The 22566-nt window shown below is 62.9% G+C and carries 22 protein-coding genes; 6 read left to right on the forward strand and 16 right to left on the reverse strand.

Annotated elements, in window-relative coordinates; translation table 11 throughout:
* Positions 1-2: 2 nt before the first annotated feature.
* The 4 genes from IEY62_RS15620 to IEY62_RS15635 all read right to left on the reverse strand — a co-directional run bounded on the left by IEY62_RS15620 (position 3) and on the right by IEY62_RS15635 (position 6448).
* Positions 3-1958 (reverse strand): glycosyltransferase, encoded by a 1956-nt coding sequence (locus IEY62_RS15620; RefSeq protein ID WP_189019448.1) that lies wholly within the window; start codon positions 1956-1958, stop codon positions 3-5.
* A complete protein-coding gene (locus tag IEY62_RS15625; protein ID WP_189019450.1) occupies positions 1955-3649 on the reverse strand; it encodes an ArnT family glycosyltransferase in 1695 nt (564 codons plus the stop codon). Before IEY62_RS15625 ends, IEY62_RS15620 begins: the two co-directional genes overlap by 4 nt.
* A complete protein-coding gene (locus tag IEY62_RS15630) occupies positions 3639-5615 on the reverse strand; it encodes a cellulose biosynthesis cyclic di-GMP-binding regulatory protein BcsB (protein ID WP_189019452.1) in 1977 nt (658 codons plus the stop codon). The genes IEY62_RS15625 and IEY62_RS15630 overlap by 11 nt, the downstream gene beginning before the upstream one ends.
* 191 nt (positions 5616-5806) lie before the next feature.
* Positions 5807-6448: a GntR family transcriptional regulator gene (locus IEY62_RS15635; RefSeq protein ID WP_189019454.1), complete on the reverse strand. Its 642-nt coding sequence runs from the start codon at positions 6446-6448 to the stop codon at positions 5807-5809.
* Between the two features lie 231 nt (positions 6449-6679).
* Here IEY62_RS15635 and IEY62_RS15640 point away from each other — a divergent pair, with 231 nt between their 5' ends.
* From IEY62_RS15640 to IEY62_RS15665, 6 genes are read left to right on the forward strand one after another with little or no spacing between them, the layout of a single operon-like run.
* Positions 6680-8053 (forward strand): MFS transporter, encoded by a 1374-nt coding sequence (locus tag IEY62_RS15640; RefSeq protein WP_189019456.1) that lies wholly within the window; start codon positions 6680-6682, stop codon positions 8051-8053.
* Positions 8050-8844 carry a carbon-nitrogen family hydrolase gene (locus tag IEY62_RS15645; protein ID WP_189019458.1) on the forward strand — a complete coding sequence of 265 codons (795 nt, stop codon included), beginning with the start codon at positions 8050-8052 and terminating at the stop codon, positions 8842-8844. The genes IEY62_RS15640 and IEY62_RS15645 overlap by 4 nt, the downstream gene beginning before the upstream one ends.
* Positions 8845-8854: 10 nt before the next feature.
* Complete coding sequence (locus IEY62_RS15650) at positions 8855-9565, forward strand: DUF2848 family protein (RefSeq protein WP_189019460.1); 711 nt, start codon at positions 8855-8857, stop codon at positions 9563-9565.
* Positions 9565-11037: a 4-hydroxyphenylacetate 3-hydroxylase family protein gene (locus IEY62_RS15655; RefSeq protein WP_189019462.1), complete on the forward strand. Its 1473-nt coding sequence runs from the start codon at positions 9565-9567 to the stop codon at positions 11035-11037. The genes IEY62_RS15650 and IEY62_RS15655 overlap by 1 nt, the downstream gene beginning before the upstream one ends.
* A 2-nt stretch (positions 11038-11039) precedes the next feature.
* Positions 11040-11411 carry a cupin domain-containing protein gene (locus IEY62_RS15660; protein ID WP_189019465.1) on the forward strand — a complete coding sequence of 124 codons (372 nt, stop codon included), beginning with the start codon at positions 11040-11042 and terminating at the stop codon, positions 11409-11411.
* 1 nt (position 11412) lies between these two features.
* Positions 11413-11937 carry a flavin reductase family protein gene (locus tag IEY62_RS15665; RefSeq protein WP_105693877.1) on the forward strand — a complete coding sequence of 175 codons (525 nt, stop codon included), beginning with the start codon at positions 11413-11415 and terminating at the stop codon, positions 11935-11937.
* Between the two features lie 57 nt (positions 11938-11994).
* Here IEY62_RS15665 and IEY62_RS15670 read toward each other — a convergent pair whose 3' ends face one another.
* From IEY62_RS15670 to IEY62_RS15725, 12 genes are all read right to left on the reverse strand, one after another.
* Positions 11995-12315, reverse strand: coding sequence for a putative quinol monooxygenase (locus IEY62_RS15670; protein ID WP_189019467.1), 321 nt, complete (start codon positions 12313-12315; stop codon positions 11995-11997).
* A gap of 118 nt (positions 12316-12433) precedes the next feature.
* Complete coding sequence (locus tag IEY62_RS15675; RefSeq protein ID WP_189019469.1) at positions 12434-13327, reverse strand: carbohydrate ABC transporter permease; 894 nt, start codon at positions 13325-13327, stop codon at positions 12434-12436.
* The gene (locus IEY62_RS15680; RefSeq protein ID WP_229785356.1) at positions 13327-14343 is read right to left on the reverse strand and encodes a carbohydrate ABC transporter permease; all 1017 of its coding nucleotides are present in this window, start codon (positions 14341-14343) and stop codon (positions 13327-13329) included. The genes IEY62_RS15675 and IEY62_RS15680 overlap by 1 nt, the downstream gene beginning before the upstream one ends.
* 5 nt (positions 14344-14348) lie before the next feature.
* A complete protein-coding gene (ngcE, locus tag IEY62_RS15685) occupies positions 14349-15758 on the reverse strand; it encodes an N-acetylglucosamine/diacetylchitobiose ABC transporter substrate-binding protein (protein ID WP_189019473.1) in 1410 nt (469 codons plus the stop codon).
* Between the two features lie 567 nt (positions 15759-16325).
* Positions 16326-16736 carry an MmcQ/YjbR family DNA-binding protein gene (locus tag IEY62_RS15690; protein WP_189019476.1) on the reverse strand — a complete coding sequence of 137 codons (411 nt, stop codon included), beginning with the start codon at positions 16734-16736 and terminating at the stop codon, positions 16326-16328.
* 38 nt (positions 16737-16774) lie between these two features.
* A complete protein-coding gene (locus IEY62_RS15695; protein WP_229785358.1) occupies positions 16775-17593 on the reverse strand; it encodes a polysaccharide deacetylase family protein in 819 nt (272 codons plus the stop codon).
* A gap of 84 nt (positions 17594-17677) precedes the next feature.
* Positions 17678-18103 carry a CoA-binding protein gene (locus tag IEY62_RS15700; protein ID WP_189019480.1) on the reverse strand — a complete coding sequence of 142 codons (426 nt, stop codon included), beginning with the start codon at positions 18101-18103 and terminating at the stop codon, positions 17678-17680.
* Between the two features lie 33 nt (positions 18104-18136).
* A complete protein-coding gene (locus IEY62_RS15705; protein ID WP_189019483.1) occupies positions 18137-18943 on the reverse strand; it encodes a hypothetical protein in 807 nt (268 codons plus the stop codon).
* Entirely contained in the window at positions 18940-19494 is a 555-nt protein-coding gene (locus tag IEY62_RS15710; RefSeq protein ID WP_189019485.1) for an RNA polymerase sigma factor, read from the reverse strand. The genes IEY62_RS15705 and IEY62_RS15710 overlap by 4 nt, the downstream gene beginning before the upstream one ends.
* A gap of 302 nt (positions 19495-19796) precedes the next feature.
* Positions 19797-20399: a TetR/AcrR family transcriptional regulator gene (locus tag IEY62_RS15715; RefSeq protein ID WP_189019487.1), complete on the reverse strand. Its 603-nt coding sequence runs from the start codon at positions 20397-20399 to the stop codon at positions 19797-19799.
* Positions 20396-21442 (reverse strand): saccharopine dehydrogenase family protein, encoded by a 1047-nt coding sequence (locus IEY62_RS15720; RefSeq protein ID WP_189019489.1) that lies wholly within the window; start codon positions 21440-21442, stop codon positions 20396-20398. Before IEY62_RS15720 ends, IEY62_RS15715 begins: the two co-directional genes overlap by 4 nt.
* Positions 21443-21787: 345 nt before the next feature.
* Positions 21788-22243, reverse strand: coding sequence for an iron chaperone (locus tag IEY62_RS15725; RefSeq protein ID WP_189019491.1), 456 nt, complete (start codon positions 22241-22243; stop codon positions 21788-21790).
* Positions 22244-22566 lie beyond the last annotated feature (323 nt).

A 22566-nucleotide genomic window follows, 5' to 3' on the forward strand; every position in this document is an offset into this window, starting at 1 on the left:
CCTCACCCGACCCAGTGGCCGTCGTCGTGGTATTCCGCCTCCAGGCCGTGCGGAGTCTTCTCCCACTTGTGGGGGCTGGTGAGCATCTGCCAGGCCGCACGCCACGCCGCCACGGAATGCAGTACCCAATAGAACGGGTTCAGCAGGGCAAAAATGGCGATCCGCCACCCGTGCCTGCGGAACGTGGCGACGCCGGAGACGATGATCATCATGGCGTTGCCGAACAGCATGGATACCACCCCTCCTGCCAGCAACCAGCCGGGCAGGACCAGGCCCACAATGTCGTAGCCGATGTAGGTCACCACGGTGAAACCAACCACCAGCGGATAGGCCAGGAACGCCAGCGGCGTGCCGAGGATCAGTCCAAGGAAGCCCACGGTTCCAGCCACCCCTGTGCTCTTGATGTACCTCAGGGAGTTCCGGGTGTTCACCGCCGAAGTAATCATGTACCCCTTGATCCAGCGGGTGCGTTGCTTGATCCAGGCGGGCACCTGTGAACACGCCTCCTCCCAGGTGGTGGAATTGATGACGCCCACCCGGTAGCCATCCACGGCCGCCCGGAGTCCCAGGTCCGCGTCTTCGGTTACGTTCCAGGGGTCCCACGCGCCAACCTCCTTGAGCAGCGCGGTGACGAAGTGGTTGGACGTGCCGCCCAGTGGCAGGGGGATCCCGGAGTTGTCCAGGCCCGGGAGCATGGAATCGAACCAGTGCGTGTACTCGATGGTGAACAGGCGGGTCAGCACGTTCTGGTCGGCGTTGAAGTAATTCAGCGCGGCCTGGACGCAGATGAGGGGTTTACGGCCGGGGTTCAGGTGTTCCCGCTCGAACTCATCCCGTTTGAAGGCTGCAATGGAGGCCCTCAACTGTCCCGGATCAGGGCGGTCCTCGGCATCGTAAATGACCACGTACTCGCCCCGGGCGAAGGTCAATCCGTAGTTGCACGCCCTGGGCTTGGTCTGCGGCTCGCCCCTGGGAACAATGAGGATACGGACGTACTCCGGCGGCTTGGAGGCCTTGGCCGCTGCGATGGTCTCGGCGTCGTCTTCCTCCAGGAGGACAAGCACATCCAGCTTGGACCGGGGGTAATCCAGCTGCCCAAGGTTCGTCAGCAGCTTGTCGATGATGTTGGCCTCCCGGAACACCGGGACCAGGATGGTGTAGACGGGCAATTCGGAATCCGGAATCCGTTCATCGGCCACCGGCGGGAGGCCGCGGCGTGCGCGTTCCTTGTTCCGTGCCCGGACCACCGCTGCCTCGTGGAGCTTGTCGAAAGGCCACCGCAGGCTCGCCAACGATTTGAATCCGATGCTTACCAGGAAGACAACATTCGCGGCGGTCAGGAGCACTATGACGGCCATCAACGGCGAGATCACGAACGCCACCATGATCGCCGCGACCAGGACCACGGGAAGGTAACGCTGCCACGGGGTCAACGCGATGCGCGCCGAGTCACCCGGCCGTTCCTCAGCCAGGCGTTCAGCGGATTCGTACAGGAGGTGGCGGCGGAAGGAACGCTGGATGGACTGGTAGATGTCCCAGTCGGTGGTAGTCCGGAATTCGACGTCGGCCACCCGGAACTTCTGCGCCGCTTCTTCGGCGATTCTTTCCGAAGGAGCAACTGCCGTGGCCACCACAAGGACGTCGCCTTCCAGCCGCCACGGCAACCATTGGGGTTCCCCAAGCTCGCTGAAGATGAGCCGCTCCATCAGTTCGTCCCCGGGTGGCTCTGCCACCAGGTCCACCAGCGGGGCGTCCCACTGCCGGGCCAGGACTTCATAAATCCGACGCCGGTCCAGCCCGGCTTCCAGGATCAGGTGACGTCCCAGCAAACCGCCTTCGCTCGCAGCGCGATCCAGGGCACGCTGCAGTTGTTCAGGGCTCACCAGACCTGCGGCGAGCAGTGTCTGGCCGATCGACTGCCGGTTGAACTGGCCTTTGACGAGGGAAGCGGGGCTCATGAATCCGAGGACCTTTCATAGATCCGGTGTGTGGGAGTGGAAAAAGCGACGGAGTAGCGCACGCCGAAGGAAGGGTTTTTGATGATCGCCTGGTAGACGAGGTCGGTGGGGCCCGAGTCCCGCGCTCCCGTACCTGCCTCGACGTTGACGAACACCCACTTGGCATACTTGGCAGGATCATCCAGCGCCGGAGCGAAGTAGTCACCGGAGGCCCGGTTGTAGATCTCCTTAAGCGGGATGCCCATCACGGGAAGTACCGCGTTTCCGCGTGCGCTTTCATCCATCAGGATCCCGCCGGATTCGTAATGCTGGTTCAGCCAACGGGCGGCGGCGGTGGAGTTGGTGGTGGATTCAGCAGACATCCTGCCTTCCGCCAGGACAGCCAACCTGCCGGTGGGGTCCTCGTTCCACCACATGTTCTGCACCACCAAGGCCGCCAGCAAAACACAGACCAGCCAGGGCCGGAGCCGCGCCGGCCGGGTCAGTTCCTGCACGAAGACGGCCACCAGGATGGCTACCAAGGGCAGCGCAGTCAGGGCGAAGCGGTTGTTCCACCAAGTGGTGGGAAGCGAGTGATCGTTATTGATGGCCGTTTGGCCCAGGAACAGGCTCAACAACGCAAAGGCGTAAGCGCTGCCGGTCACCGCCACCAGCAGGGTGCCGTTCGCGAAGCCCCGCCTGAAGACCAGCACGACGGCGCCGCACGCCGCCAGGGCGAGGACCACCACACCTGCGGTTTCGAGCAGCGACCAGTGGAAAGTAGTCAGCGTCAATCCGAGGTTGCCCTTGGTAGGCAACAAGCCGCCGTCGGTGATGTTTTTCTGCTGCGCGTAAGCGGAGTACTGCCCGAACATGAACTCCAGCGGGTTGCCGTAGACGGCCCAGTTGTACGAAAGCCACCACAGCACCGCCGCGGCGGGGACCATCACGTAACCGCCTGCCATGGTGAAGGCTTCGCGCCATTGCCCCGTGCGGCGTTTGGAGACGATCAGCACGAACAGCGTGCCGGTCATCACCAGCGCCCACCCCTCATAACGGGACAGAACGGCTGCAGCCGAGGGAATGCCTGCGAAAACTGCCAGTTCACCGGCGCTCATCCGGCGGCGGCTGGTGGCCCAGTGCGCCAGCCCGGCCATGCCGCCCACGATGCACATGATCAGCACGGGCTCGGTCAGGGCTGTGGTGTAAACGTAAAGGACGGCCGGATTGGCCAGGACCACCAGCGTGGTCGCGAGTCGACCTGCCCTGCCCAAACCGAGGCGCGCGGCAATCAGGTACAGGCCCGTGGCGGTGGCGGACAAGGCGAGGATCCCCAGCAGTCCCGCAGCCCAGCCCGTGCTGAACAACCACATGTTCAGCACGAACGGCGCCAACAGGAGGTGCGGCATGGGCAGCCATACCGTGCCGAGCTGTTCAAAGCCGGGCGCCTTGCTGTCGAAGATGCGCCGGGCGATGGTCAGGTGGCTTTGGGCGTCGGAATAGTCCAGGTTGGTGCCATGGCCGATGGTGTACAGGCACGCAATGTAGCCCACCACTGCGGCCACCACAGCCACGATCCTGGTACCGGGGACCTTGCGTCCGTCCACCGGTGCTCCCAGCCGTTCCCAGCCCCGGGTGACCAAAGATGTCAGGGACCGCAGCGCCGGCTGCCGGTGGGCAGCGCGGCGTCGCGTGGCAACGCTAGTTGCCATGGCCCGGTTCGGTCGCCTTCTGTTCGGCGTCCACGTAGGCCTGCGCTTCCTTGGCGCGGCGCCGCATCAGGATGGTCCGGGCGGCGAACGCCAGGCCCAGCACCAGCACTGCACCGCCGATCCACCAGGCGTAGGGACGGTAGTCGTCGGTGACGGCCTTCTGCGGAACCAACACGTTGCTCTCCAACAGGACCGGGGTACCCGAGGGCTGGGTGACCAGGAGGTTCCGGGACAGCGACGCCCAACCTCCGTCAACACCACTGATGTGCGAGGTCAGCGCGGCCTGCAACGCGGCAGCGGAAGCGTCACCGTCCGGTGTCCACGCCCCGAGGAGCAGCAGATCACGGCCGCCTTGTTCGAAGGCCTCCAGGACACCGAACGGCGCCGAAGTGCCCACCCCGTATTCGACGTCGTCCGGAGAGATGGTGCGGAACTCCGCCAAGCGGAGCGGTGCCGAGAGCTTGTCGGCAACATCGCCGGTGGCGCCCACCACCAGCCCGGACTCGCTGGAGCCGGCCACGGTATCCAGGCCCACCATCCGGGTATCCAGCAGCGTGGCGCCCTGCCGCTGCAGCGACGCTATCAACGTGGCCGCGTTCACGGTGTTTGCCTGGGCGTTTCCGCCGCCGAACGCCACGGGAACACTCTGTCCCAGGGCTTGCGGGAACCGTGCGAAGCCGGCCTTGATGGAACCGCCCCGGACTGCAGTCAGCGTGCTGCCCGCAGTGTCCACGGTTACCTCCATGGGCATCACACCGGCGGGTCCGGTGCAGTCCCCGCCCGCGGGAAGGGCGGCGAGCCGGATCCGGAGGCCGTTGTTCGCCTGAAGCTGCCCGGCAGATACTTCGGCATCCACCGAGAAGCTGTCACCGCCGTCGAGGTTCTTTGAACTGAGCAGGTAGTCGTTCCAGAAGACGGAAAGCTGCGCTTGGGCGTTGGCCGGGACAGCCGTGTGCGTGCCCTTGAGCTGGACCTTCACTGACTGGACCGGGCCGCCGAACTGTGACTGGGTGACTCCTACGTAGGATTCGGGCGTGCCGTAACCGGAGAGTTTCAGCGTGCTGCTGCCCAGGTCCTTGAGGCTTTGGGTCAGTCCGGGCGCTGCCGGCAAGGCGGACGTCAATCCGGTGACGGACGACGTCACGGCGAGCGCGGTCTTGTCGCTGGCCAGTGCGCGCGCGGCGGTGCGGAGCTGTTCGTCATGGCCGCTGAGGATGAGCTGCGGGAGGCCGGCGGTAGTGGACAGTTTGGTGCTGGTTTCGCCTTGGTCACCCACGACGCTGAGAACCCGGCTGCCCGCAGGCAGTCCCGCTGCCCGGGCACCAAGCCCGGCTTCCGGAACCACGCTGACGGTGGCATCCGGGTAGCGGTGCGACATCGCGGCGGCGGCCGTCATGATGGCTGCGGAGACATCCGTGCTTGGTTCCGCGGGAACGGGAAGTACGACGGCGGGTACGGAGACCGGGAAGAACCCGCCAACGGTTGTGGGAACCTCCGCGGTTCCGGAGAAGTCCACTGCCAGGTTGTTCAGGGTGGCTGTGGCGTTGGAGAGGACGCACATGGTCTGGGTTGCAGGGACGAATTGGAGCCCCACGGTCAACTGTTGATTGACGACGTCCGCGCTGCTGACTGCCTGGTCAAGGGCGATTGTGGCTGCCGCGGCGGCCTCAAGGATTACCCTGCCGTTGGCGGTTGCACGGATGGTTCCTTCCGGCTTCCCGGCCACTGCAATGGTGCCTTTGACCCGGGTTGGTTCCAGTCCTGCGGTTACTGGCACCACCAATGTTTGCTCGGTTTGGCCGGCCATGGCCGAGACGCTGGAGGATGCGTGGACCGCAGCTGCCTGGGCGGGTTCGGCGGCGGCCATCGGGGCGGCGACGGCGGTGGTGGCCAGGGTTGCGGTGCAGGCGAGCAGAATAGCCGCGGTGCGGGATAAAGCACGGGCTCTGGCAGGGTTTTGGGTCACGATGTCAGTCCTGAGTAACTAGCAGCGGATGAGGTGGGAAAGCCTTGTTAGGCCAACCTCATTGACACTGCCGGGCCGAAATCAAGACCCCTTGCTGCGTAGGCTCAAGATTTACTCAAGACCTCAAACAACGCGGGGTCACTTTTGGCCCATAAACGCCCCTGACATGGGCCTTAAGTGACCCCGCGTTGCTAGTAGCCGATGACGGCCCATCGGGTGGAGTCCAAGTGAGCATCTATGGCTTGGTGGGCCGCTTCCAGGCTTCGGGTGCGCAGGGCGTCCACGATCAACTGGTGCTCACGGAGCACATCACCGGCTCGATCCGATCCGCGGGAGACTGCTTTGACTCCGATTCTCAGCTGCTTTTGCCGCAGCGAGGCGTAGAAGTCGGTAAGGACGGGATTTCCGCCGGCCTGAACCATGAGCGTATGGAACTCGGTATCCAGCTCAATGAAGCGCGCGGGATCCTCCTTGGCTTCCCGCTGCTGGTCTATGACGCTCTGGAAGGCGTCAATCTGGCCTTCGGCCATGGTGTCCAGAGCTGAGACCGCCCACTTTTCCACTACCGCCCTTGCCTGCAGGATGGCCCGGACATCGGGGTCGGAGATTGGTGGCACAAACGCGCCCTTGTGGGGGATCCGCTTGACGAAGCCTTCCGCTTCGAGGCGCAGCAGGGCCTCCCGTACCGGCGTACGTGACGTGCCCGTGGTCTTGGCGAGGACTGCTTCGTTGAGGAACGTTTCCTCCTCCCTGGGGAGGGCAGCGATGTAGCTTTTCATCCACTGATAAGCCACTTCGGGCTGGGATTGCGCAGTGGGAGTCATCTGGATCATGGAGAGCCTTTCTCGCGAAGCCCAGTATACGAGTTGCATTCAGGAGGGTCCCGGACGTCTGGAAGAAACTTTAATCCCAACTATAGACAGGTTGTATACAACCCGTCTACAGTAGTTCACAGTGGCGGCTCAAGTGATTCCGCTCACCCCCAGGAACCCCTCAATTTCTTGGGACCCCGGCCCGCCTCGCAAGAAGCCCGGCCGCTCCCAATCGCAAAAGGATCCCCGCAAATGACCGATTTGAAGAAAGCCGAGCTAAAGCAACAAAAGCACTCCAGCTTGCCCGTGGTTGCTGCTTCGAGCCTCGCCGGTACGGCAGTGGAATGGTACGACTTCTTCCTCTACGGCACAGCCGCTGCGCTGGTATTCAACAAGCTCTTCTTCCCCACCGACGATCCCCTCGTCGGCACCATGCTGGCGCTGGGCACCTTCGCCGCCGGCTTCCTCGCCCGGCCCCTCGGCGCGATTGTCCTGGGGCACCTTGGCGACAAACACGGCCGCCGTGCCACCTTGGTGGCCAGCCTCATGCTCATGGGCGTCGCAACCACCCTCATCGCCTTCATCCCCTCCTACGCCGCCATCGGCATAGCAGCACCGTTGCTGCTCCTGTTGCTGCGGCTGATTCAAGGATTCGCGCTCGGAGGAGAATGGGGCGGCGCCGTCCTTCTTGTCTCCGAGCATAGCAACGACAGCTCCCGCCGCGCGTTCTGGTCCTCCTGGCCGAACATGGGCCCGCCCTTGGGCAACCTCATGGCAGCCGGCGTGCTGGCCATCCTCGCGGCCACCCTGCCGGAGAGCGAATTCCTGGCCTGGGGCTGGCGCATAGCATTCGGACTGTCGGCGCTGCTGGTCATCATCGGCCTCATCCTCCGCCTGTATGTACAGGAAACACCGCTGTTCAAGGAAGCGCAGCGGAAGCGCGAGAGCCTGGGCGTGTCCGAACGCAAGCTGCCCTTGGCCATCCTGTTCCGCCGGAACTGGCGCGAAATCCTCATCGCCACCGGAAGCCGCATGGGCGAGAACGCGGGCTTCTACATCTACTCGCTGTTCATCATCACTTACGTCACCCAGATCATGGGGCTGCAAAGGCAGGCTGGACTCACCGCCGTCATGATCGGGCAGGGAGTGGCCGTCGTCGCTATACCTGTCCTGGCCATCTACGCGGACCGGGTGGGCCGGAAACCCATCATGATCGGGGCTTCGATCGCCACCGTGGTGTGGGCATTCGCCTTCTTCGCCTTGCTCAACACCGGACAGATGTGGGGCATCATCGCCGCGGCGGTAGGCGGCCTGTTGATCTTCGCCGCATACAGCTCGGTGATCGGCGCCTTCTTCTCGGAACTCTTCCCCACCGATGTCCGGTACAGCGGCACCTCCGTGGCCTACAACCTGGCTTCGCTGATCGCCGGCTCACTGTCTCCCATCATCGCTCTGGCCCTCTACAGCGCCTTCGGCACCGGCTATGCGATCGGCATCTACCTGGCAGGAATGGGCCTGATCTCCATGGTCTCGGTGATGTTCGCCAAGGAAACCAAGGGCCTCAAGCTCAGTGATTTGGACGAGCCGGCAAGTGGCCCGGCCAGCACAGACAAGGAACAAGCATGAAAATCGCACTGGTCCAAGTGGCCAGCCCGGACACCGAAAGCCGCGAGGACCGTATCGACCGGGTCGAGAAGATCCTCCGGAGCATCAACGGTGCTGAGCTGATCGTCCTGCCGGAACTGTGGAGTGCAGGCTACTTCCACTTCGATGACTACGCGACCCTGGCAGAGACACTGTCCGGCCCCACCGTTTCGATGTGCTCACGGGTGGCCAAAGACTTGGGCGTGCACCTCCACCTCGGAAGCATCATCGAGGCCGGCGAGGACGGGCAGCTCAGCAATACCTCCATCCTGCTGGGCCCGGACGGCAGCGTGGTCCACACCTACCGCAAGATCCACGTTTTTGGCTACAAGTCCAAGGAGGCCAGTCTCCTGACAGCCGGGGCCGCCTTGCCCGTGGTCCAGCTTCCGTTCGGGGCCACGGCAGGAATCACGTGCTACGACCTCCGTTTCCCGGGGTTGTGGATGGAGCTCAGCACCCGCGGCGCGGAAGTCGTGATCGTCCCTGCGGCCTGGCCGGCAGCCCGGCGCGAACACTGGCGCCTCCTCACCACCGCCCGCGCCCTGGAGCACCAGATCTTCGTGATTGCCTGCAACGCCGCAGGCACCCAGGAAGGCGTGGAGCTCGGCGGTCACAGCAGGGTGGTGGATCCGGCCGGCAACGTGCTGGCCGAGGCCGACTCCGGGGAGTCCGTGCTCATGGTGGACATCGATCCGCAGCAAGTGGGGATTGTCCGCAACGAGTTCCCAGTGATCAATGACCGCTTGGCCAGCTACGAAACCTTGACCGTCTAGAGGAAACCCAATGCAAACACAGCAAACAACCCGGCCAGTCCCCCTCACCTTCAGGGTGGTGGGCCCCGAAAAAACCGCCGGAACAGACAGCACGATCACACTCTCGGACTTCCACGCAGTGGTGGCCGGCTATACGGGCCGCGATCCGAAAGCAGTGCAGCACCACATCGACGAGCTGGCGGCCATCGGGGTAGCTCCTCCACCGGAAGTTCCCATGTTCTACCGCATGGATTCGGACCTGTTCGAAACCTCAGGCGAGCATGAGACCTCGGAGAACCTGACCTCCGGCGAGATCGAACCGCTGTACATCCGCCACGACGGCAAGTTCTACCTCGGGATCGGATCGGACCACACCGACCGTGACATCGAAGCCCAGGACATCGGCGATTCCAAGCGGGCGTGCCCCAAGCCGGTCGCCGGTGAGGTCATCGCCGTCGAAAACCTGGAGGCCCTGGACCTCGACAACTGCACCGCCCGCTCGTGGGTGGACGGCACCCTGTACCAGGAAGGTTCGTTGAGCGGCCTGCGCAAGCCGGCCGACGTCGTCGAGCGGCTCCTGGCGCGGACAGACATCGGCGACGCCGACTTCATGTGCCTCGGCGGCACCTTGCCGCTGCTGAACGGAAAGTTCGTCGACGGAACTTCCTGGAAGTTGGAGCTCTCATTCCCGAATGGGACCACCATTGAACATAACTACAAAATCAAGAAAGGCTCACTCTGATGAGGACCGGAAAAGAGTACCTGAAGTCCCTGAACGACGGCCGGACAGTGATCCTCGACGGCGAGGTAGTGGGCAACGTCCTGGAACACCCGGCCTTCGCGAAGGTCGCCCGGACCATGTCCGAGCTGTTCGACATCGCAGCCGATCCCGCTAACGGCATGCAGTTCCATTCCGAAGAAATCGACGGTCCCGCCAACAGGACATTCGCCGCTCCACGTACGCAGGAAGAGCTGGTGCTGCGTCGTCAGGCCATCGAAAAGTGGGCAAAGCACACCCACGGCTGGGTGGGCCGGAGCCCCGACCACGTAGGTACGTTCTTCGCCGCGTTCGGCTCCCACCCGGCAGTGTTCGCGGATGAAACGCGGGACTTCGCCGGCAACGTGGAGCGCTACTACAAGAAAATCCTCTCCGAGAACCTTTACCTCTCCTACGCGATCATCCCGCCGCAGGTTTCCCGCGCTACCACAGCGTCGGGGTGGGAAGGCGAATACCTGCAGGTCGGCGTCGTGCGTGAAACCGAGGAGGGCATCATTGTCCGCGGTTCGCAGATGCTCGCCACGGGCGCTGCCATTGCCGACGAAGTCTTCGTCACCTGCATCAAGCCGCTCGGACCGGACGACGTTGACTTCGCGGTCAGCTTCGCCATCCCGGTGGCCACCGACGGCCTCAAGCTGTACTGCCGCCGCCCGTTCGCCCCCGCCGCCACCAGCGACTTCGACTACCCGCTGACCAGCCACTACGACGAGCCGGACGCCCTGGTGGTCTTTGACGACGTCCTCATCCCGTGGGACCGCGTATTCATCAACCGGAACATCGACACCCTGCGCCGCCAGTTCTTCGAGACCGGCGCCCATGCCCTGGGCAACTGGCAGGCGCAGATCCGCTTCTCCACCAAGCTGAAGTTCATCGCCTCCGTTGCCCGCAAGGTCACGCAGGTCAATGGCACAGACAAGATCCCGGGCGTCCAGGAGAAGCTCGGCGAGCTGGCCGCGATCGTCCAGTCCGTTGAGTCGGCAGTCCTCGCCGCCGAATACACCGCGACAACGGACGACGCCGGCATGCGCGTTCCCGGGAAAAGCGCGCTGTACGGGGCCATGGGCCTGCAATCGGAGACCTACCCTCGCGTTATTTCCATCCTGCGCGACCTCGTTGGCGGCGGCGTGTTGCAGTTGCCCTCCAGCGTCGCGGACATGACCAGCAGCGTGACCCGGCCGGACATGGAACGCTATGTCCAGTCCCCCGGCGTCACCAGCGAGGAACGCGTCAAGCTGTTCAAGCTCGCCTGGGACATCATCGGCTCCGAGTTCGCCGGACGCCACCAGCAGTATGAGATGTTCTACGCCGGCGCCCCGTTCGTGGTCCGGGGTGCGTACACCTACCGGAACTACGGCTACGACGCCTTGGTCGCCGAGCTGGACACCTTCCTTGGTTCCTACGGCATCGACGGCAGCACCGAATCGGAAGGAATCTGACCATGGCCAAGCCGGAATTCGAGTTCACGCCCACGGACTCCGTGGATTTCGCACCCTGCAACCCGCATATTGAGGGACTGTCCGAAGCAATCCTGGCCCGGGATTCGGACAACGACTCCGTCACCCGCATCCTCAAGTTCGAGCCGGGCACGGACACATCCCCCAACGGCGTCCTGACGCATGACTTCTGGGAGGAAGTGTTCATTTTCGAGGGCTCGTTCGTGGACCAGCGGCTGGGCAAGACCTTCAAGGCCGGCGACTGGGCAACCCGCCCGCCGGGCATGGAACACGGCCCGTGGGTCTCCGAAAACGGGGCCAAAATGTTCGAGGTCCGGTACTACACGGATCCGGCACAAACTGAGCGGAGCAACTGACATGAGCCTGGCACCAGCCTTCACCATCCCCGATGCCATGGGGATGCGCCGAGCCATGGGCCGCTTCCTCACAGGCGTTGCCGTGGTCACCACCCAGCACCAGGACGAGCAATACGGGATGACCATCAGTTCGCTGACGTCCATCAGCCTGGAACCTCCCATCCTGATGATCTCGCTGAACTTCGGCACCCGGACCGGTGAGGCCCTGATGGAGAGCGGCAAGTTCGCGGTATCCATCCTCGGCGCCAAACAGGAATCGGTGGCCCGGCGGTTCGCGGTACGCGGCGGCGACCGGTTCGGTGACGGAGACTTCGACATCACGGACAGCGGCCTTCCGGTGATCAAGGGCGCCCTCGCGCAGGCGGACTGCACCGTAGTACAGCAGTACGACGTCGGCGACCACCAGGTCTTCTTCGGCCAGGTCACCACGTGCCGGGACCGGGACGGCGAGGTGCTCGCGTTCAAGGCCGGACGGTTCGGGTCCTTCTCCGACTTCGGTCACGCAGAGATCCCGTGGATGTTCTGAGAAGTTAAACAGGTAGTGCCCGGCTCGTTTGAGCCGGGCACCACCTCTGCCCTCCGGCTAGGCGATGGTCAGTTCGCCCATGCGGTCCCAGCCGCTGCCTTCGAACTGGCGGCTGATGATGTGGGGCGTCTCCACGAGCGCCTTCGGCATATCCGCCATGGCTTTCTTGAAGTGTTCGCTGTTGACGTGGGCCTCAGCAGCATCGTCCTGGAATGCTTCCACCAGGACGAACTCGTTGGGGTTGTCCACGCTGCGGGACCAGTCGAACCACAGGTTGCCCGGCTCTGCACGGGTTGCCTCGGTGAAATCACCTACGAGGTCCAGCCAGCGATCGGACCAATCTGGCTTGACGTTGAACTTGACCACAATAAAGATCACGGGCTGCTGCCTTTCGTTGCATTACAGATCCGTTCCAGTCTTTCAGACTTAAAACCCGACGGCGGCCCGCACCTCAAGGTGGGGACCGCCGTCGCGCGCTGTTTTTAGCGCAGTTGTGCTACTTGGAGGTGCCTTGTGAGACGGACCCCTGCAGCTGGCGCTGGAAGATGATGTAGACAATCAGCACCGGAACCACGGTGACGGTCACCGCGGCGAACAGCGCCCCGAAGTCCACCGCGTAGCCCATCTGGCCGGCAAAGGCCGCGAGTTCCTGCGACAGGACGCGGGGCCCGGCGGCGTTGATGGACACCGGAATAAGGAACTGGTTCCACAGGCCCAGGAAGTTGAAGATGGCAACTGAGGCAAGGCCCGGCTTGGCCATCGGCAACATGACCTGGAAGAACGTCCGCCACTCCCCTGCACCGTCAAGGGCTGCTGCCTCAGTGATTTCGTGCGGCAGCGACTTGAAGAAGGAGAAGAGGAAGAACACCGTGAACGGAAGCGCGAAGCCAACGTAGACCAGAATCAGTCCGGGCAGCGTGTTCAGCAGTCCCATGTTCTTCAGGACGAAGAACAACGGAACCATGGCCAGGAAGATCGGGAACGTCAGACCCGCGAGCATCAGGTAGTAGATGGCCCGGCTGCCCGGGAAGGTGTAACGGGCAAGAACGTAGGCACACATGGCGCCAAGTACCATGACGATCACCAAGGCAACAGCCACCACCAGCACGGAGTTCAGGAACGCAGCTCCGATGCCTGCTTCACTCCACGCCTTGGTGTAGTTGTCCAGGTTCCATTGGGACGGCAAGGCGAACGGCGAGGCAAAGATCTCGCTGGACGTCTTGAACGACGACATCACCGTCCATAGCAACGGCAGGATGACGATGAGCGTCCAAATGGTCAGGGCGGTGTGCGAGACCGCTGCCACCACTTTGTCGGACGTGGATGTTGCCGGGGTCCGCGGCTGGAAGTGCAGGGACTTCATTTCCGGACTTGAAACTTTTGTTGTCATTACAGGCTCACATCCTTATCGCCGCCGGTGAGCCGGTTGACCACGAAGACCAATCCGGAGAAGATCAGCGTTGCAACGGCCAGCACAACACCCATGGCGCTGGCGAGGCCGAACTGTCCCTTGCTGAAGGCCGTGAAGAACAACTGCTGCGCCATGACCAGCGTGGAGTTGTCCGGACCACCGCCGGAGTTCAATGCGGCCATGTAAACGAAGGCATCCAAGGCCAGGATGCCCATGTAGATGTAGGCAGTCTGGATGTTGTCGCGGATCAACGGAATGGTGATGGATACAGCGGTACGGAAGCGACCCGCGCCGTCGATCCTTGCGGCTTCAAAAAGTTCAGCCGGAATGCCCTTGATGCCGGCGACGAACAGGACCATGTAGAAGCCGACGAAGCCCCAGACGATCACGAACATCGTGGCGATCATGGCAGTGTCCTTGTTGCCCAGCCAGGCAAAGTCCTTGAACTGGTCCAGGCCCAGCCCCGTGAGGAGGCCGTTCAGGAGACCGCCCGAAGGATCGTAGATCTGCCCCCACATGATGCCGATGGCAATGGCGGGAATCGTGTAAGGGAAGAATGACACAACCCGGTAGAAGCTGGAGTTCCGCAGGCCCTTGATCTGCCCCTTGCTGCTTCCGCCCACTGTCACCAGGGAAGCCAGTACCAGGCTCAGGATGATGGTAATGATCGGAAGGAAAATGACCAGGAGGATGTTGTTCCCCATGGCCTTCATGAAGATGTCGTCCGTGAAGATCTTGGCGTAGTTCTCCAGGCCAATGAAGTTCTGCGTGGGCGAGAAACCGGACCAGTCCGTCAGCGAGTAGCCAAATGCCTGGATGAACGGCCAGATCACGAACAGCAGGTAAATCGCGAGCGGCAGCCCGAGGAACACCGCGAAGAAGCTGACTTTGTCCCATGTCAGCGGCTTGCGCCGCCGCTTGACCAGTTGCTGTGGAGCTGCGGCCGGAACGACGGCGGCCAGGCCGTCGTCGTTCCGGCTCTGCTGTGTTTTCACTACGGTCACTTCACTTCGATCTTCTTGACCGAGCTGTCGTTGCGGACCTTGTCGGTGATGTTCTGGAGTGCGGAGGTCAGGGTTGCAACGTCCGACTTGCCGTCCAGGAAGGTGTTCCAGACAACGAGCTGGTCCTTGTTGGTTCCGTAGAGGTCGATGAAGTTCCAGGTGTAGACCTTTTCGCCCGCATCGCCGAGCATCTTCGTCTGGGAAACCAGAGCAGTGGAACCGAAGCCATCAGCGGGAACGGTGTCCTTGACGATGGTCGGAGCCAACTTGGTCTTGGCGAAGTTGGTGGCAGCTTCCTTGGACAGCATGATCCGGAGCATCTCCTTGCCACCGGCTGCGTTCTTGCCCTGGGAAGGCACCATGTAGGGCTCGCCGGCTGCGCTGTGGATGGCGGTGTACGGCATCTTGGGGCTGGCACTGACCGACGGCGCCGGGGCTCCCATCATGTTGAAGCCGGCCTTCGTCTGGTCCTTCATTTCGTTCTCGATCCACGAACCCGACGGGTAGAACACAGCCTCCTGGGCGTTGCTCCACTGTGCCTGGGCGGCCGTGAACTGCGTACCCGAGCCGCCCGGCTTGAAGAAGCCGGCCTTGACGATCTTGTCCAGCGCGGTGAAAACGGACTGGATGGCCGGGTGCGACCAGCAACCTTCCTTGAGGTTTTCCAGCGCCAGGCGGACCTCGTCCCCGCCTTCCTTGATGGCTGACGCGATGGCGAGTTCCTGGTAGTACGTTGCGGCTTCCTTGCCCCACACGAACAGGTACTTGCCCTTGGCTTTTGCCTGCTCACCCAGGGCATACATTTCGTCCCACGTCTTGGGAACGGTCCAGCCGTTTTCCTTGAGCAGGGAGTCTGAATACCAGACGGCGTAGACGGTCAGCACGTAGTTCAGGGCGGCAAGCTTGCCATCGAAAGTGCCCGGAGCAAGGACGCCCGTGTACAGAGTGTCCTTGATGACCTTGCCCTCGAGGTTCTTGGCCTCCACCACGGGGGTGAGGTCCTCAAGCTGGGCCAGGATGGTGCTGAATCCGATTGCCTTGGCGCCGGAGTTGTCGATCAGGTCCGGCGGGTTGCCACCGACGAAGCGGGGCTGCAGTTCCTGGGCGATGTCCGTGGAAGGGGCGATCTTTGCGGTGGAGCCCTCGTGCGTCTTTTCAAAGATCTTGCCGGCGAAGTCCACGTAATCAATACCGTAGCCGCCCTTGAAGATCACGGCGTCGAGGGTGGCCTTGTCTGCCATTCCGAACGGGTTGGTATCGGAGACGGTGCCGGTGGGGCCGGTGGATGTGCTGCCTCCACCGGCAGCGCAGGATGCAATGGTTCCCCCCATGGGCACGAGTACGGCTGCTGCGAGTGCTCCGCGCAGGAATCCACGGCGACCGACGGACTGGTGCTGAATGGTCATTTCAATACCCCTTTTGTGACTCGTAAGGCCGACTCCGGCGTCTGGCGCCGTCCAGTCGGACAGTCTGGGCTGACGCTCTGGCAGCACCAACCTTCGTGTGACATACTTCACCACGAATGATCGAAAATCAATATTTCTCCGCAGTTTCGATCAACATTTGTCAAAGCGTGATCTTTTCACGGCCCCTCCGCGAGGGTCTTTCCGCAGCCCGTCAGGGACCGGCGATCCACACCTCCAGGATGCTCAGTTCCCCGTAGTTCCGGCCAATTCCCGTCCATCCGGGACTCAGGGACGGGGTCTGTGAGGCAGTTTTTACTGCACAGAAACACTCCGGGGCCAATGCGCAAAGCAATCATCCGCCGCGTGGTTCGATCATCCAGTGCAGCAGGGGCATATCCGTAGGCTCTTCGCATCGGTTCACCGGCTCAGCGCGCTCGTGGGACGTTCCACAGACGGGCCTGTATTTTCCGATCCAGCATCAAACCGCTCCTGACCAGCCCATGAGCTGGGCTCCCCTGGTATGCACTATCAATCTAGTCCGATGTCAGCGCCATGGGGAGGGGTGTCTCAGTCGCCCTGCGGGCGCGCCAGCCGGGCCCAGCCGAGTTGCTCCTGTTGCTTGCGGCTCAGCGTGGCTACCACCAGGTCGTAGGAGTCCTCCACCATGTCCCGGACCATTCCATCAGGCAGCGCGCCATCCAGCCGGACACCGTTCCAGTGGGTCTTGTTCATGTGCCAGGCCCCCGTGATTTCCGGATGCGCGGCCCTGAGCTGTTCGGCCAGCGCAGGCTCGCACTTCAGGCTCACGGACCAGTCGTCCGGATCCATGGAGGACAACGCGAACATCTTGGCTTCGTGCCGGGCACCACCGGCGACGGCGGCACGAACCTTGAAGACCGACGTCTCGGGCCCGAACGGGAAGTCTTCAAAGGCGCCCGGAAAGCCAAGGCAGATCTCACGGAGCTGGGAAACATCCATGGAGCGAGCCTACCGGCCCCTCAGCGCCACAGGTACGGCTACGCCACGCCCAGGAAGTCCTCCAGCAGGACCACTTCCAGCCCCGCTGCAAGCTGTGCTGCCCGGAAAGCACCCAGGTCGGCGGCGAACTCCGCCCTGAAATGCATCAGCACGATGTCACCCGGGCGCAGAGAGTTGCCCACCTGGTAGTCCATCTTTCCGGCGTTGGCCTTGGCTTCCCAGGTAACGATCGCCTTCATTCCGGCGTCAGCAACAGCCTGGCGCATCACGTTGGAATAGGCGCCACCGGGCGGGCGGAAGAGAGTAGGCCGGCGGCCGTAATGCTGGAGCGCATACTCCTGCATCCCCACCATGTCATTCACCTGCTGCTGGTATCCCCATTGGCGCACCATGTTGATGTTGTGCGTCACGGTGTGGTTTTCCACCAGGCTGCCCTGGGCTTTGAAGGCGTTGAAGAACGCCGGGTTGTCGGCGATTGTGTCCCGGGTGAGGAACAGGGACGCCGGGTAATCGTATTCGGCCATGAGTTTGACCGATTCCGGGGTTTTGATGTTGCCGTCGTCGATGGTCAGGAAAACGATCGGGTGCTTGGTGGGGATCTTGGTGATGACCGGAGCGAGGCCGCCCACGATCGGCGGCAGCTGGAAGTCCGGAATGAAGGTGCGGCGAAGCCGCTTGGTTGCTGTGGGGGTCGGCGTCGGTGTTGCCGAGGCGGCGGCTTCCGGGGCTGCCGTGTCCGTTGGCGACGGCGTCGGACTTTCTGCCCCTTCAGCGGCAGTGCAGGCAGTTAAGCCGGCCACCATGGAGGCGCCTAAGAGGCTGAGGGCGGCCCTTCTGCTGGGTATGGAAAATGGCATTGCAAAATGGTCGCCAGACATGGCCGTCCCCCGGGGCTGAAGAGATGAGTCAGCAGCAATCTAACAGAAGAAAGTGGCCGTGAATCACAAGCCGTAATGCCAGCCTTCACGGGCCGGACATGAATTCACCACGACGTCCAGGCCAGCGTCATGCGCGCGTTGAGTGGCGTCGTCGTCAAACACTCCAAGCTGGAGCCAGACCGCCTTGGCACCCACCGCGATCGCCTGGTCAATGACCGCCCCAACGCGCTCGGAATTGACGAAGCAATCCACGACGTCGATGGGGTGCTTGTCGAGAGGAATGTCCCCCAGGCTTTTGTAGCCCTTTTCGCCGTGCACGTCCTCGCCCTTGAGGTTGACGGGAATGATCTCCATGCCCATTTTGTCCCGAACGTAAAGCGAGACGTCATAGGCTGAGCGCCATTCGTTGTTGCTGAGGCCGACGATGGCCCACGTACCTTTGGTCCGCATCAACCGCTCGACGACGGCGGGATCGTTGACGTGCATCATGATCCAAGCCTACTGCTGTCCCTGCACGGGCAATCACGGCCGAGGCTGGCCCGGATCCTGCCGTTCCACCTGTTTCCTCCACTGCTTCAGCTTTTCTTCAGCGGCTTTGAGCTGCGCCAGAGCCTGCTTTTCAGAAAGTGCGGAGAGGGCGTTGCCAGGCCGGCTGCCTGGGCCGGACGGAGCGGGTTGCAGCAAGGGCGCCGGGGTGGTGGGCGCAGCAGGGATCGCTCCGGGGGCAGCTTTGGCAGGTAGGGTGGCCGGCGGGTTGGTGGCGGCAGGAACGACGCCGGAGGCGGCCGCGGGCGCGGTTCGCGCCGGTGCCTGTTGTGCCGGTTGAGGCGACGCTGCAGGCACCTGTTGCGCGGGTACGGGGACCACCGCAACCGGGACGGACGGAACCGTCTGGAAAGGCTGCGGGATCGCTGCGGGATCAACCGACGGAGCGGGCACAGTGCTGACCTTGGGGGCGTCTGGAACGGGCAGGACTGGCGCTGCAGCAGCCCTGTGCGGAGCGAAGCTGTCCAGGAGACCCTCAAAGGATGGGCTTCGCGTAAAGCCTGAACTCGAGGCTGCAACGCCGCTGGCGCCAAGTCCCATCGCTGCCACCACGGCGACACTCACTACTGCGGTCCGGTGCTTGTGCCTCCAACGCCGCTTGGAAACCTCGTCATGTGGTCCCGCCAGCATGGCAGCGAGCTCCGGGCCGGGCGCAGGGGCGGCTGCGTCTGCGAGATGCCCCATGGCCAGAAGGGTGTGCCGAACATCGGATGCGTCGGAGAGTCCGGCGTCGAGAAGCAACTCGTCTACGACCCGCTCGCGGTCCAAATCCTTGAATGTCATGGCGACACGTATTCCTTTACTGCCGAATGCTCACGGAGTGCGATCAGTGCCCGCCGCTGCAGCTGCTTCACTGCACCGGCGGTTTTCCCCATGATTCCGGCAACCTGCTCCACCGTGAGACCTGCGACGATGCGGAGCGTCAAGACCTCCCGCTGATCTTCGCCGAGATGTTCCAGCAGCGCCATCACCTCGTAGGGGGCCAGCCGGAGCATGGCCTCGGTCTCTGCTGAGCTCGATTCGCGCGCATCCCGCTCGGGCTCAAACTCATGCTGGTCCGGTGCCCGGCTTTCTTTTCTGTGCTCATCCACCATCCGGGCGTGGGCTACCGAGAAGATAAAGGTCCGCAGGCCGTTCACGCCTCCGTCGATCTCGTCCAGGCGTGGAAGGACAGCCAGGAAGACATCCTGTGTGGTGGCTTCCGGGTCCGGGACTCCCTTGGCCGTCAAGTACCCGAGAACCTGGCCCGCATAGGCTTGGTAAACGGCGCTGAACAGTTCCGCGTTATTGCCTTGGAGTGCGCGAAGCGCTTCGTCGGTCAATGCGTCGGTCACAGAATTCGGACTTTCGATCGGCGGCTGGTCCAGGCTGGGAGCCTGATCATCCGTCTTTAACAACGGACGACCCCACCAAGAGTAACTGCTATGCCGGGCCTGCCAAAGGACGAACCCTCGACCGGCAGGAACTCCCGGACATGGAAGAGCCGGGCTGGAAGATGATGGGGGACAAATTCCAACCCGGCCCTTTCACAGACGTAATCGTTGGAGTACGGCAAAGGGTTACGCAGGAGTACAAACTTTTTTTGGAAGGCTTTTCCGGTGCCGTTCAGCGGCGGCCCGGCTGGCTGGACCAGGCTCTACTGCCCGTGGATCAACCACTGCGCCGTGCGGATAATTGCCTGGTCACCGGGCACCGTTCGAAGGCCCGCAATATCTGAACGCGTGACGGCCGCGCCCTCGAACAAGCTCACAACAGCGGCGGCCACTGCGTTGACTTCCTGCTCCGGGAGCTCCGGCCTGCTTCTGCGGACCAGGCCCTGCACGTGGGCGGCGTATTGGAAGTAGAAGCTCCTCAAGGCCTCGGCTGCCGTGTCATCCGAGGCAGCCAAGGCCCAGATTTCCAGGTGCATCCTGACGTCGGCCATGTCCGAGTGTTCCTGGAGCAATGCGTTGAGGAGCCGCTGTGAATCATCCATGCCGAGCCCGCCCTGGGCCTCCGGGGCGAGGTCCACGCCGGTAACGTCGTTGAGTCTCTGGAGTGAGCGCTCCAGTGCTCGCTCCAGGACAGCGCGAATGAGGTCTGCCCTGGTGGGAAAGTAGTGCTGCAAGTGTCCAACACGAACCCCGGCGGCAGCTGCGAAGTCCCGCATGGCAGCGTTGGCATTGCCTTTGGTGACCAGTACTTCTTCAGCAGCATCCAGGAGGGCCGCCTTCCGCAGGGCGCCCTTGCTTTCGGTCATGACCTCAATATTGTCACACCGTATGACTGGAGTTTGGCGAGCTGTTCCGCTGGATCAGGCGCTGATTCGGGAAAGGAAACGCCGGGCTGGGCGTCACCGCTGAGCACCGTGTGAAGTCCCAGGAGTCCACCTGCCGCCGTAAGGTGCGCTTGGCCCAGCGGATCGGTGATGGTGGCCGTTTTGGTGCCGGCTGCACCTCTGACCTCCACCCGGATATGCGCCGTCCCGCCCGACCCGGGCGAGTAGAGAAGCGACCGTCGCAGCGGAGCCCATTTCTCTCCACTTCCCCAGCGGAACAGCCCCACCGCACGCGCGGCGAGCAACGCCGTCGTCGACGTATTGGAACTGAACCCGATTCTCGTGGCCACTGAACCGGCGCCCAAGGTGAGCGGCAGCGTGAACTGCTCGGGGGTGTCAAGCCGTGCGACTTTGGTGCGGTGCCCGGCAATATCCACCCAGCGGGTGTCAGTTAAGGGACGTACGACGGCGGCCTTGCCGCCTTTCCGCGCCTCGAACTCCAGTCCCAGCCGGTCCATGAAGTCCACCGAGTCAGCTCCGGCTTGGTCATTGGTGTCATAGCGGATGGAAATGTCCACCTCGGCCGCTTCGCCCACTTCCTGGGCGAGGGCTGCCGCCACTGTGCTGGTGACGCCACCCATCCACCCCGAGCTGAGCAGCACAGGCGCAGTCGGCCGCAACAGAGTCGCAAGGGTGATGGCCCGGGTGACCCGGCTGGTCCAGCGGGTGACATCAACGTACGGAATCCCGGCGCTTGCAGCTGCTCGAAGCACCCTGTCATCGGCGTCATTGACTGTACTGATCACTGCCCGGACGCCCGCTTCGAAGGGCTCGGGCTGGTTGAGATCCCATGCGCGGACGGCCACTCTGTCGCTGGCCAGATGGCTCCCGCGGTCGGGATTCCTTCCGGTGAGGAGGAGGGGCCATTCTTTGGCCGCGTGCTGTGTGAGCGCTGCGCCGACCGTTCCGTAACCGCCAACAATCAGCACAGGACCTGAGGTATCGAGCTTGAGATGATCTATCATGAATCTGATTTTAGGTCATATGACCTAAAATTGGGAAACTGTCCTCCTGGTGGTGGCGCACAGGAGCACCCGTGTCTAGGCTGCTGTTATCTACCCCGAGCACCATTCATCAGAACGCAGAGGAGAGATCATGACATTGCCCCCAACCCACGAGCCCGAGCCGTTCCCTCCGGATCCCGGCCCCGTACCGCCGCCACCGGACCCCACCACGCCGTTTCCGCCGAGCCCCATTCCGGACCCCAACCCGACGCCAGGCCCAACGCCGGTCCCTGACCCCGGCCCGGTTCCTCCCACCCCAAATCCGGACCCGACTTACTGACTGGCCGACGGCCCCCGCAGCTCCCGCTACCCGAGCGCCCTTTTGATGAGCCCAACAATCGCGGCTTCCACGTCCGGCGTGATCTCCGTCAGGGCAAACGACGTAGGCCACATTGCCCCGTCGTCGAGCTTGGCGTTCTCTTCAAAGCCGAGCGTCGCGTACCGGGACTTGAATTTGTCTGCGCTCTTGAAGAAGACGATGTTCTTCCCGTCCTTGGCGTAGGCAGGCATTCCATACCAGGTCTTCGGGCTGAGTCCGGGGGCATGCTCTTTGACGATGGCGTGCAGGCGTTCCGCCATGGCCTTGTCTGCAGGGGGCATCTCAGCGATTTTGGCCAATACATCGGCCTCGCCGTCAGCTGCGCCCGCTTTTTTGCGCGGAGACTTTTTGAGCTCCTGCGCCCGCTCCTTCATGGCGGCGCGCTCATCCTCCGAGAACCCCTCGTAAGACTTGCTCTTGCCCGCGGTTGTGGTTCCAGCCATGTGCCCATCTCTCCTCAATTGGATCTTTTCGGATACCCCAACGCTACGGCGCAGCAGGCACGTGGGCTTCTCCAAAACTGCTCAGTTCGCCCCGCCGTTTGTGCTGCGGTTTTCTTGAGGTTTTCCTGAGGAAGTGTTGTGGGTTTGCAGGGTTGGTTCTTGATCCGGGCCCGGCAAAGTCGTTCTTGTCAGCCATACAGGCTGAGGAAACGGCCGGCCGGTCTCACGGTGGCCACACGAAAGGACACTGATCCCCATGGCCATCAGCCTCAAAACCACCTCCGGCAAAATCCTCGCCTCCGTCGCACTGGTCGGCACCGCAG

Source organism: Paenarthrobacter histidinolovorans, assembly GCF_014647595.1.
Lineage (GTDB): Bacteria > Actinomycetota > Actinomycetes > Actinomycetales > Micrococcaceae > Arthrobacter > Arthrobacter histidinolovorans.

Coding starts and splice junctions, on each gene's coding strand:
- IEY62_RS15725 (WP_189019491.1), bottom strand. CDS start 22,243: ATGGCTGGAACCACAACCGCGGGCAAGAGCAAGTCTTACGAGGGGTTC.
- IEY62_RS15625 (WP_189019450.1), bottom strand. CDS start 3,649: ATGGCAACTAGCGTTGCCACGCGACGCCGCGCTGCCCACCGGCAGCCG.
- IEY62_RS15695 (WP_229785358.1), bottom strand. CDS start 17,593: ATGCCATTTTCCATACCCAGCAGAAGGGCCGCCCTCAGCCTCTTAGGC.
- IEY62_RS15720 (WP_189019489.1), bottom strand. CDS start 21,442: ATGATAGATCATCTCAAGCTCGATACCTCAGGTCCTGTGCTGATTGTT.
- IEY62_RS15650 (WP_189019460.1), top strand. CDS start 8,855: ATGCAAACACAGCAAACAACCCGGCCAGTCCCCCTCACCTTCAGGGTG.
- ngcE (WP_189019473.1), bottom strand. CDS start 15,758: ATGACCATTCAGCACCAGTCCGTCGGTCGCCGTGGATTCCTGCGCGGA.
- IEY62_RS15635 (WP_189019454.1), bottom strand. CDS start 6,448: ATGATCCAGATGACTCCCACTGCGCAATCCCAGCCCGAAGTGGCTTAT.
- IEY62_RS15690 (WP_189019476.1), bottom strand. CDS start 16,736: ATGGATGTTTCCCAGCTCCGTGAGATCTGCCTTGGCTTTCCGGGCGCC.
- IEY62_RS15655 (WP_189019462.1), top strand. CDS start 9,565: ATGAGGACCGGAAAAGAGTACCTGAAGTCCCTGAACGACGGCCGGACA.
- IEY62_RS15675 (WP_189019469.1), bottom strand. CDS start 13,327: ATGACAACAAAAGTTTCAAGTCCGGAAATGAAGTCCCTGCACTTCCAG.
- IEY62_RS15665 (WP_105693877.1), top strand. CDS start 11,413: ATGAGCCTGGCACCAGCCTTCACCATCCCCGATGCCATGGGGATGCGC.
- IEY62_RS15660 (WP_189019465.1), top strand. CDS start 11,040: ATGGCCAAGCCGGAATTCGAGTTCACGCCCACGGACTCCGTGGATTTC.
- IEY62_RS15705 (WP_189019483.1), bottom strand. CDS start 18,943: ATGACATTCAAGGATTTGGACCGCGAGCGGGTCGTAGACGAGTTGCTT.
- IEY62_RS15700 (WP_189019480.1), bottom strand. CDS start 18,103: ATGATGCACGTCAACGATCCCGCCGTCGTCGAGCGGTTGATGCGGACC.
- IEY62_RS15645 (WP_189019458.1), top strand. CDS start 8,050: ATGAAAATCGCACTGGTCCAAGTGGCCAGCCCGGACACCGAAAGCCGC.
- IEY62_RS15620 (WP_189019448.1), bottom strand. CDS start 1,958: ATGAGCCCCGCTTCCCTCGTCAAAGGCCAGTTCAACCGGCAGTCGATC.
- IEY62_RS15715 (WP_189019487.1), bottom strand. CDS start 20,399: ATGACCGAAAGCAAGGGCGCCCTGCGGAAGGCGGCCCTCCTGGATGCT.
- IEY62_RS15640 (WP_189019456.1), top strand. CDS start 6,680: ATGACCGATTTGAAGAAAGCCGAGCTAAAGCAACAAAAGCACTCCAGC.